The organism is Chrysiogenia bacterium (assembly GCA_020434085.1).
Classification (GTDB): Bacteria; JAGRBM01; JAGRBM01; order JAGRBM01; family JAGRBM01; genus JAGRBM01.
The window spans coordinates 1-2,418 of sequence record JAGRBM010000427.1; the positions used below are offsets into that span (position 1 = coordinate 1).

The 2,418-nt window shown below is 68.1% G+C and carries 3 protein-coding genes; 1 reads left to right on the forward strand and 2 read right to left on the reverse strand.

Features of this window, described 5'->3' with window-relative positions:
* The coding region (locus KDH09_14680; protein MCB0220941.1) for a HEAT repeat domain-containing protein at nucleotides 1-281 on the reverse strand (281 nt) is incomplete at its 3' end.
* 266 nt (nucleotides 282-547) lie between these two features.
* Nucleotides 548-1,291: a 23S rRNA (guanosine(2251)-2'-O)-methyltransferase RlmB gene (gene rlmB, locus KDH09_14685; protein MCB0220942.1), complete on the reverse strand. Its 744-nt coding sequence runs from the start codon at nucleotides 1,289-1,291 to the stop codon at nucleotides 548-550.
* 205 nt (nucleotides 1,292-1,496) lie between these two features.
* On the opposite strand from rlmB, the gene KDH09_14690 reads away from it, so the two are divergent.
* The coding region (locus KDH09_14690; protein ID MCB0220943.1) for a hypothetical protein at nucleotides 1,497-2,418 on the forward strand (922 nt) is incomplete at its 3' end.

The following is a 2,418-nucleotide window of genomic DNA, read 5'->3' on the forward strand; positions in this document are numbered from 1 at the left end:
AGCGAAGCGGCCGCGGCGCGGCGGACCTCCACGTTCTTGTCGCGTAGCGCCACCATGAGAAGCGGCACCACCTGCGCGGCATCGGCCTCGCGCTCGCCGAGGAAATACGCGGCGCGGGCGCGGATCGAGGGATCGGCATTGTCGATGAGGAAGGCGATGTCGGAAGTGCTCATCGCCGCGGCATTCTCGAAGGGGTCGTAGTTGCCGCTTGGCGAATCGCTGCGCGCGCCGCAGCCGGCCAGCAGCGAGCACGCAAGCATCACGCACAACAACGGACGCACGCCGCCCGCCGCGATTCTCCTCCAACTCAGCGCCACTGAACCCCCAGGCTGCCTTTCATTTGGAAAGAAAAGGCTACCACGAAAGAAGCGGGCGGGCGAACAGCGAAACCGCCCGGAGGGCGGCCCCGCGCCCTCTCCCCCCGCTGCCGGGGGGAGATGCCCGGAGGGCAGAAGGGGGGGGAGCCTGGCGGCAACTTGCGGCACCCCCTCAGCCCGGCTTTGCCGGACAGCTCCCCCGGCGGCGGGGGAGCAGGATCAGTTGTCGATTACTTCCCCAGCCGCTGCCGGATCACTTCGTAGAGCAGGATCCCCGAGGCGACCGAGGCGTTGAGGGAGGCGACCTTGCCGGGGAGCGGGATGTTCACGAGCGCGTCGCAGGTGCCGCGCACGCGGCTGCGCATGCCCTTGCCCTCGGCGCCGATGACAAGAATGAGCGGGCGCGCAAAGTCGAACTTGTAGAGCGGGTCCCCGTCGCCGGCGTCGGCGCCGACGATCCAGAAGCCCGCCTCTTTGGCCTTCTCGAAGGAGTCCGAGAGATTCACCACCTGCGCCACCGGAAGGTGGGCGCTCGCCCCGGCGCTGGCCTTCTCCACCACGGGCGTGATGCCGGCGCTCCGGCGCTCGGGAATGATGATGCCGCGCCCGCCGAAGGCCTCTGTACTGCGGATGATGGCCCCCAGGTTGTGGGGGTCGGTGATCTGGTCGCAGGCGACAAGGATCGGGTTCTTCTCGGCCGCAAGCGATTTCTCCAGCAGGTCGGGCAGCTTCCAGTAGCCAAAGCCCCCGCTCAGCACGGCGACAATGCCCTGATGGCGCCCGCCCTCGGCCAGGCGGTCGAGCGCCTCGCGCGGGGACTCGCTCACCTTCACGTTCTGGGTGGCCAGCGCCTTGGCCAGCCGGGGGTCGCGCGCGGCATTGCTGCGCGTGGCCACGTAGAGGCGGCGAATGCGCTGCCCGGCCTCGATGGCTTCGAGCACCGCGTGTTTTCCGTAGACGACCCGTTCTTTCATCGTGGGGACACTCCGGGGCGCTGAACCCGCCCGGCGCCGGTGCCGCCGCATGAGCCGTTTCGGCCATCTCAGCGCGCACTTGCACGTGCACGAGCACGTGCACGATGCAGATCTTCCTCTGTGTTGCCGCCGCTCGTGGCGGGCAGGCCCGCCTGCTTCCCGGCGCGTATCCGACTATATAGTGGAGAAGCGAGCGAATCGAGCAATGGCGGATCGAAACCAGGAAGCCGGGCCCAGCATCGATGAGCTGGTGCGGCGGGCCCGCACGGCCCAGGGCGATGAAGTGGGCCCCATCCTCCACCACCGCAATGAGGAAGTCCTGTTTGCGCTGCTGGAGAATCCCCACCTGCGCGAGCTGCAGATCATCCGCTTCCTGCAGCGCCGCGACCTTCCCCAGAGAATTTTTCCCAAGATCGCCGGCAACAAGGACTGGATGGCCAAGAAATCGGTGCGCCTCGCCCTGGCCAAGAACCCCAAGGTGCCGCGCTACGTGTGGAACGCCCTGCTGCCGCGCTTCCTTCCGATGGAACTGGTGCAGATTGCGAGCGATCCCTTCGTCGGTGCCGACCGGCGTATCTACATCGACCGCGCCGTGGCAGAGCGCGTGCCCATGCTCCCGCTTGGAACGAAGATGAACCTGGCGCGCCGCGCGGGCCCCGGCGTTCTCGAGGCCCTGCTGCTGGACAACCCGCCGCCCAAGCTCATGGAGTCACTGCTTCCCAACAAGTCGATGACCGAACACATGCTCGTGCGCGGCGTCGGCGCGGGGATGCGGCACGAGGGTTCGCTGGCGCTCATCGCCGCGCACCCCGAGTGGGGAAAGCGCCAGCACCTGCGCCGCGCGCTGGCCAAGAACCCGGCCACCCCGCACGGCCACCGCGCGCGGATCATCGCCGAGATGACCGCCTACGAGCTGCGCGAAGTGCTCATCGATTGCTCTTCCCACCGGCACATCATCGTGATGGTGGAAGAAGAACTCGACTCGCGCCCGGGCGACGGGCGCAGCAAACCCAAGCGCCCCATGTCCCGCGAGGAAGTCGAAGCCGCACTCAAGGATCTCAAGAAGCGCCGCAAGCCCGCGCCGAAGAAAAGCGCCGCGGACATCCGCGGCGCCAGCGCCGACAAGC

Bases quoted from the DNA above. Each gene is read 5' to 3' on its own strand.
- rlmB (MCB0220942.1), bottom strand. From the start codon at position 1,291: ATGAAAGAACGGGTCGTCTACGGAAAACACGCGGTGCTCGAAGCCATC.